Here is a 6,477-nt window from a genome sequence, read left to right as displayed (position 1 = left end):
GAACTCGATAATTTGAAAAACAAAAAAAATATGCTTCCCTAGAGGATAATCACAACCTCAAACAAGAAAGGGAAGCGTAATGATGTTAACAAAAATTTTTTGTGAAGTTTATGATTTTTTAAAAACAGCTGACTTTAAAAGTCGAATATTGGCCCGTGAAGAAAGAAAAAGCCTTGGTAGAAAACAAAAAATGACAAAAGTTGATGCGATAACAATTCTCATTTTTTATAATTTTTCTAAGCGCTCAACATTCAAAGATTACTATGAAATGGATGTCTTAGGGTGGTTGAAAAGACTCGGCCGCAAGCGACCGAGATTCAAATCTTCAGTTGTAGCCCTTTTTGTTCTTCCTCATCCATTTTTTTTAGCTGATTTTTTACATATTTTCTGATTGCCTCTTCATTTGCATTTCCAATTGTCTCCACGAAAAAACTTTGCGTCCAAAGTTTACCTCCCCAAAAATATTTCCTTCTTATAGTTGGGTATGCTTTGAAAAAATTTCTTGCAGATAGACTCTTTATGATTTGCATTATTGCTGATGGGCAAACTTTAGGTTCTGATCTTACTACCATGTGAATATGATCTCCTGGTACCTCCAGTTCTACAATTTCAATGTTATAGTCATAACCTATCTTACGTATAATATCTTTTAGCTTTGTACGATATAGTTCGTCAAAAATTTTGTGTCTGTACTTTGGTATCCATACAAAATGGTACATTATACGAAACACATGATGCGAATTCCGGTCTAGTTCCATGAGCTTGGATAGCTTTATAATGAGCTTGCGCTCATTATAAAGCTATCCAGCTCGGGAGCAAGCTCCCGAGATTTCCGCTTTACGGGTTAAATTTGACCTGCTAACACAAAAAACATATTCAAAAAGCCTTGATTTTCTTATGTACAAAGTGCTATTCCCTGAGTAGAAACTTTTTTATCTACTCAGGGACCTTTTGCATGAAAATACGTTTTTTAATACTTAGTCTATTTTTTGGAGTATCAGCCTGGAGCACTCTTTTTGGGTATACCATTCCAGCTGATTACATTCATATCGAATGTACTATGAAGCCTTTTGTGCGCAAATCAAAAAAGATTTCACAACCGCGCCGACCTAAACAAGCAAAGCTTGGGAAGCAAGGAAAAGTTTGTCAGACAAATCAAAAGCTTCAAGTAATAAACGAAAAACTCAAGCGCTCTGTTGAGCAATTAAATACCATCTCACATCCAAATATCCCTGGCCCAAAAGTTGCTCGCGTAGAAACTCAAAAAGCGCAGGAAACGAGTACCAATTGGTCTGGATATGTTGCTGCAACTAATTTTAACAATCCAGCACGAGGCTCGGTAACCGGCGCTTATGGATCTTGGATAGTGCCATCAATTATTCCTTCTGGTAGAAATACCTACTCCGCAATTTGGGTTGGAATTGATGGCTACAATAGTCCAACAGTCGAACAAATTGGTACAGCTCATGATTATGTAAACGGAGTTAGATATCACTATGCTTGGTTTGAAATGTATCCAAGAGCCAGTTACACCATACAAGGATTTCCCGTTAATGTTGATGATGTCATCAGTGCGATAGTAGAATATGCTGGAAATGATACCTTTATTCTCCAGATCATTAACAATACTCAAAGAATTGCTACGACTATTCCAACCAGGTATACAAAAATGAGTGGAACTCAACGAAAAAATGCTGAATGGATCTTTGAAGCTCCTTCAAGCAATCGAGTACTCCCTTTAACCAATGTTCAAAGAGTGTATCTATCAGGCTGCATGGCCAAAATAAATGGGATTAAACGGCCATTAAATAGCCCTTTCTTTGCAAATAACTCTATAGAAATGGTAACCAACAATGGAACCTCAAAAGCTATGCCTTCAGCTATCTCAAGCGGAGGAAGCTCATTTTCAGTTACTTGGCTCCATGAATAAACAAATACTCTCTGTTATGCCTAAATAATCTGATGCCAGACTTCCTCGTAAAGCAGCATCTGACGAGTCAAATCAACCGTGCAAAATAAAGCTTTATAAATCTTTTTCAGTGATTATTGACAGATTGAATTTGTAATTGGTACTCTAAAATTAGGTTTTTGGTAAATATCTTAATTAAAAAAATGAAGAGGAGGAGAATGCTATGTTTGGTAACTATAAAAAGATAATTGCGCTCAGTATATTGGCTCTAGGGCTTAATGTCCTAGATGTTCACGCAAAACAAAATAAAGTAAACAAAGTCAAAAGACAGTCCAAAAAGGCACGGAATGAAGCACTGGGGCTTACAAACAAAACACAAGAAGTTCTTTCCTCAGAAGCCAATGCAGCCCGCAAGATAGCAGCTGACGCCGCTGAAGAAGCACAGTTAGCACTTGCTACAGCACAACAACGTGCACAGGAAGCCCTTCTTAAAGAAGAGGAAGCTGTTCAACAGGCCCGTCAAACCGCTATCATTAAAGAGCAAGAAGCGCTCCAGGCGAAGAAAGTAGCCCAAGAAGCTGCTGATAGAAAACGTGATCAGGCACGACAAACTGCTGAAGAAGCCCTGCAAAGAGCTGAACAAGCAAAAATGGTTGCTGAAAAATTGGCTGATCAAGCTCGAGATGAAGACGAAAATTCAGATCCAAAGGTCAATACAAAGATCTTAAGACCTGAAGGAATGGAAAAAAAGGTTCGTAGCCAAAAGAGACTTAAACGACTGAGTGTTATTGCTCCTGCAGCATAAAGAACACGCTCAATATTCTAGAAAACGTCGGGGATAGTTGCAAGACTGTCCCCGTATTAATTTTCTTCAAAATCCCATGATCAAGTCGGTATTACCTTAATTGCTCAATAACAGAGTAAGCAATCATCGCTAACAGTAAATAAAATCACAAATATTTATCCAATTCAACGCCCTTAAGCAGGGCTTTTTCTTATTAAAACACTGCATTCAAAAGGCCTTTGACATAAAACCTCTTTTTGTTAAATTACTTGTCCTACTCATATACGGGGACGGGGCGAATACTCTATCTGAATTTTACACATTGTCTTAAGGGCTCATACATGAACGATCTCGGTCTCATTGGAAAAAAACTTATTGTCGGTTTTTTGATTCTTCTAAATCTCTCCACACTGCAAGCAACAAGCATCAGTAATTATGCTGAAATGGGGCTGGCTCTTGCAGCTATTCCATTTGATATGGCTGCGCAAAAGCATGATCTTGAAAAGGATACAAAAAAGGCCGCATTCCATCACCTCTACGCAAACTCAATCAACATTCTCAAAAATAGTCTTTATCTTTTTAACAACTTTAAATTTCAACGCCAATTGGGCCGCATAAACTTAGGCAGTAGAGATGTACTGGTACACTATGCACTGATAGTTGCTGATTTAAAAAGTTTATATAAAAACTTAAAAGAGCTTGCTCCCGCTCGAAAACAAACGGCATCTCATCAGGTTGGTTCTGAAGATCTGCTTAATTTTGATTTTGATGAAGAAGAATCTATCGAAGATTTTTTTGACTTTGACTTTGATGAAGAAGAATCTATCGAAGAAGCTACCCCAGAAACAACTTTCGATGAAGCTGATGAAATAGTAGATGATGAAAAACTTTCTGAACTTGCTCGCAGAGTCCGCCTATTCATATTGCCAAGCCTTAAAGGGTTAACTTCCTTTGCGCTTGCTTGTGCACAAAGTGGAGCTACCCCGTATGAAAGCATCTCACGAAAACAGGCTCGATACCTTGCTGCAGCGGCTCACCTTTTCACAAGGCTTTTTGCTGAATACTCAGTATCAAAATCAACTGCTCGATATAAAAAATTACTTAAAGCGGCATTAATACTGAATAGTGCTTGGCTTGCTTATGAAGCAACACGCTATGTTGCAACACTCCCAATACTTAATCGACAGCCAGAAGATCTACGAAATCTTAATGAACGACAAGAACCTTTTGTACCTCTCCAAAGACAAGCTGGTGAATGCAGCGTCTGCTATGATGATGCAGACTTATTGCGATTACACTGCGGACATGCCGTTTGCTGTCAAGATTGTTTGGATCATCAACTGAATGCAAATGCGCTCAACACAGTAACGTGCCCTCAACATGGATGTACCGAGCGAATCAACAGAAATGAATTCAGAGACATTACCAATAATAATGAACAAAGACTTGCGGCATATGATGCAGCCATGCAACCTGTAAGGCCAACCACTCCAGAAGCTGCTGCTGCACTGGGAGCTAAGCCTTGCCCTGGTCGTGGATGCGGAGTTCCTATTTACAGAAATGGAGGATGCCAGCATATGACATGCCGAAGATGCGACCATCAATTTTGTTGGGTTTGTTTGGGAAATTGGAATAGAGGCAATGGCCCTTGTAGTTCATATCAGTGCTGGAGACCATTTAGTTTTGAAATTTAGATTTTAATGATTAACACAAAGTTATAGAAAAATTAAGTTATATTTTAACCCGAACTTTAGAGGCTCATAGATGAATTATATCGTACTCATTGGAAGAAAGCTTATTGTTGGTCTTTTGATTCTGCAGAATCTCTCCACGCTGCAAGCTGTAACGCAAAGTAACTATGCTGAAATGGGTTTGGCATTGGCAACCATTCCATTTGATATTACAGCACAAAAGCACACGCTTGCAAAGAATACAAAAAAGGCTGCACTCTATCACATGGCTGCTCACTCGCTGAGTATCGCTAACAAAATATTGTATCTTCATAACAACATCAATGCTCAACAAATCAATGGTCGCCTTAATCTCACTAACAGAGATATACTCGTAAATTGCTCAATTGCGCTTCTTGATCTAAAAAACTTATTTAAATATTTTCGAGTTCTTGTTCCTGCTCCTCAAAAAGTTAATCCGGTAGCCACCGAAGATCTTCTTGATTTTGATTTTGATAACGATACAGATGACCTTCTTGATTTTGAATTTGAAGAAGATGAAGCTGTTCAAGAAGAAATTTTTGATGAGGCTGAGGCTGACGCTGAAGCTGAAATAGCTGAAGAAAAAATATCCAGACTTGTCAAAACATGGCGCACCGTTGCACTTCCAAGCCTTAAAGGCCTCACCGCCTTTGCCCTTGCTTGCGCGCAACAAAACGCAACATCCTATGAAAATTATTCAAGGACTCAAGCTCGAAATATGCTGACCGCAGCTCACTCTTTAACAAAGTTACTTGCAGAGTACTCAGCACTTGAGTCAAATACTGGGTATCCAAAACTACTGATTGCTGCAATGATGCTTAACGCAACATGGCTTGCTTATGAAATTAAGCGCTACATTGAAACGATGCCTGAACCATTCAGAATGCAAACGTCACAAGGACACTGCGAAGTCTGCATAGAAGATGATGTAGAAATAAACCATTTACGTTGTGGGCACGGATATTGCAGAGACTGCTTAGCAGGTACTATCAATGCACGATATGGTGATCGAGGAGCGCAACCATTCAACAGAACTCCATGTCCTCATCAGGGATGCCAGGAAGTGATATCTCGAGATGAAATGGCTATCATCATGAACAACGATAGAACAATCATGGATGCGTATGACGAAGCGCAAGCTCGCTTTGGAAGACCAGCAATGTCTCCTTTGAGTGATGCTGAAATTAGAGCGCAAGGCTTTAAGCGTTGCCCAAATCAAGCATGCAGAAGAACTATTGAAAAAGGGAATGCTTGTCGCCATGTAATCTGCACCTGTGGGCATCAATTCTGCTGGTGGTGCTTAAGAGATTGGCCTCATTATTATTACAATGATTGTGGTAATCAAAATCCTGGACAAAATCCACATGATCGTCACCAACGTTGGGATATAAATGACCCTATGTGGTAATTGTAATTTAATACAGAATTTAAACCGATAATTTTTGCCCGCTTCACCGCGGGCTTTTTTTATGCACTATCATCTTGCTATTCGCTATCTTCGATTTCTTCTCGCGTCACTAAGCCACTGATAGCAAATGCACGCTTAAGCGCCATAGCCTCTGCAACCTTAAGAATCATTGCATTGGTGTATTGCTGCCAAATTGGAGCATCTTTTTTATAATATTCTTTGATGCTGACAAACACCGTTGTTGCTTTTTTACGATCTTTACGAAAAACGCTACAAAATGCTCCAGACAATTTTGATTTATCAAAACTCAGATGCTCTTGACCATAAGTAATCAGGAGACTGCCATCGTCTCGCTTGGTCAGCAGATCACCCTGATACACCACATCGCTTTCAATACCATCAAAATGCTCATTGCAGTTGGCTATTTTCAGGTATCCGTCTCTGCTGGTAATGATCGTAGACTTGCCACCATATTTGATAAAATAGATCTCTTTTTTGAGTGGATCTAAATTGTACATATTGCACAGATACATGAACGTTTTAAATTCATCATCGGTTGCGCCTAGTGCAGCAGTTTTTCTGATGTGATTTTGATCTTCTTGAACAAGATTCGTTTTTGATTTTGTCGTCATTTTCTTTTCAATCTTCTGTGTTTGAGAAGGAG

At 39.1% G+C, this 6,477-nt stretch carries 6 protein-coding genes; 4 read left to right on the top strand and 2 right to left on the bottom strand.

The window, feature by feature from the left end; translation table 11 throughout:
- Positions 1–317: 317 nt before the first annotated feature.
- Positions 318–758, bottom strand: a complete 441-nt coding sequence (tnpA, locus tag JST56_07000; protein ID MBS1988705.1) for an IS200/IS605 family transposase — start codon at positions 756–758, stop codon at positions 318–320.
- Positions 759–955: 197 nt separating this feature from the next.
- Between tnpA and JST56_06995 the strand changes: the two genes are divergently transcribed.
- From JST56_06995 to JST56_06980, 4 genes are all read left to right on the top strand, one after another.
- Positions 956–1,930, top strand: coding sequence for a hypothetical protein (locus tag JST56_06995; GenBank protein MBS1988704.1), 975 nt, complete (start codon positions 956–958; stop codon positions 1,928–1,930).
- A 202-nt stretch (positions 1,931–2,132) separates the two neighbouring features.
- On the top strand, positions 2,133–2,714 hold the full coding sequence (locus tag JST56_06990; protein MBS1988703.1) for a hypothetical protein: 582 nt from the start codon (positions 2,133–2,135) through the stop codon (positions 2,712–2,714).
- 320 nt (positions 2,715–3,034) lie between these two features.
- The gene (locus tag JST56_06985) at positions 3,035–4,387 is read left to right on the top strand and encodes a hypothetical protein (GenBank protein ID MBS1988702.1); all 1,353 of its coding nucleotides are present in this window, start codon (positions 3,035–3,037) and stop codon (positions 4,385–4,387) included.
- A gap of 70 nt (positions 4,388–4,457) precedes the next feature.
- Positions 4,458–5,813 (top strand): hypothetical protein, encoded by a 1,356-nt coding sequence (locus JST56_06980; GenBank protein MBS1988701.1) that lies wholly within the window; start codon positions 4,458–4,460, stop codon positions 5,811–5,813.
- A gap of 77 nt (positions 5,814–5,890) precedes the next feature.
- On the opposite strand, the gene bet is transcribed toward JST56_06980, so the two are convergent.
- The gene (bet, locus tag JST56_06975; GenBank protein ID MBS1988700.1) at positions 5,891–6,445 is read right to left on the bottom strand and encodes a phage recombination protein Bet; all 555 of its coding nucleotides are present in this window, start codon (positions 6,443–6,445) and stop codon (positions 5,891–5,893) included.
- Positions 6,446–6,477 lie beyond the last annotated feature (32 nt).

This window comes from Candidatus Dependentiae bacterium (genome assembly GCA_018266175.1).
Classification (GTDB): domain Bacteria; phylum Babelota; class Babeliae; order Babelales; family RVW-14; genus JAFEAY01.
The sequence above is the reverse complement of the archived record's forward strand: the minus strand, read 5'-3'. Positions and strand labels throughout refer to the sequence as shown.

Bases quoted from the DNA above. Each gene is read 5' to 3' on its own strand.
- JST56_06985 (MBS1988702.1), top strand. From the start codon at position 3,035: ATGAACGATCTCGGTCTCATTGGAAAAAAACTTATTGTCGGTTTTTTG.
- tnpA (MBS1988705.1), bottom strand. From the start codon at position 758: ATGGAACTAGACCGGAATTCGCATCATGTGTTTCGTATAATGTACCAT.
- JST56_06990 (MBS1988703.1), top strand. From the start codon at position 2,133: ATGTTTGGTAACTATAAAAAGATAATTGCGCTCAGTATATTGGCTCTA.
- JST56_06980 (MBS1988701.1), top strand. From the start codon at position 4,458: ATGAATTATATCGTACTCATTGGAAGAAAGCTTATTGTTGGTCTTTTG.
- bet (MBS1988700.1), bottom strand. From the start codon at position 6,445: ATGACGACAAAATCAAAAACGAATCTTGTTCAAGAAGATCAAAATCAC.
- JST56_06995 (MBS1988704.1), top strand. From the start codon at position 956: ATGAAAATACGTTTTTTAATACTTAGTCTATTTTTTGGAGTATCAGCC.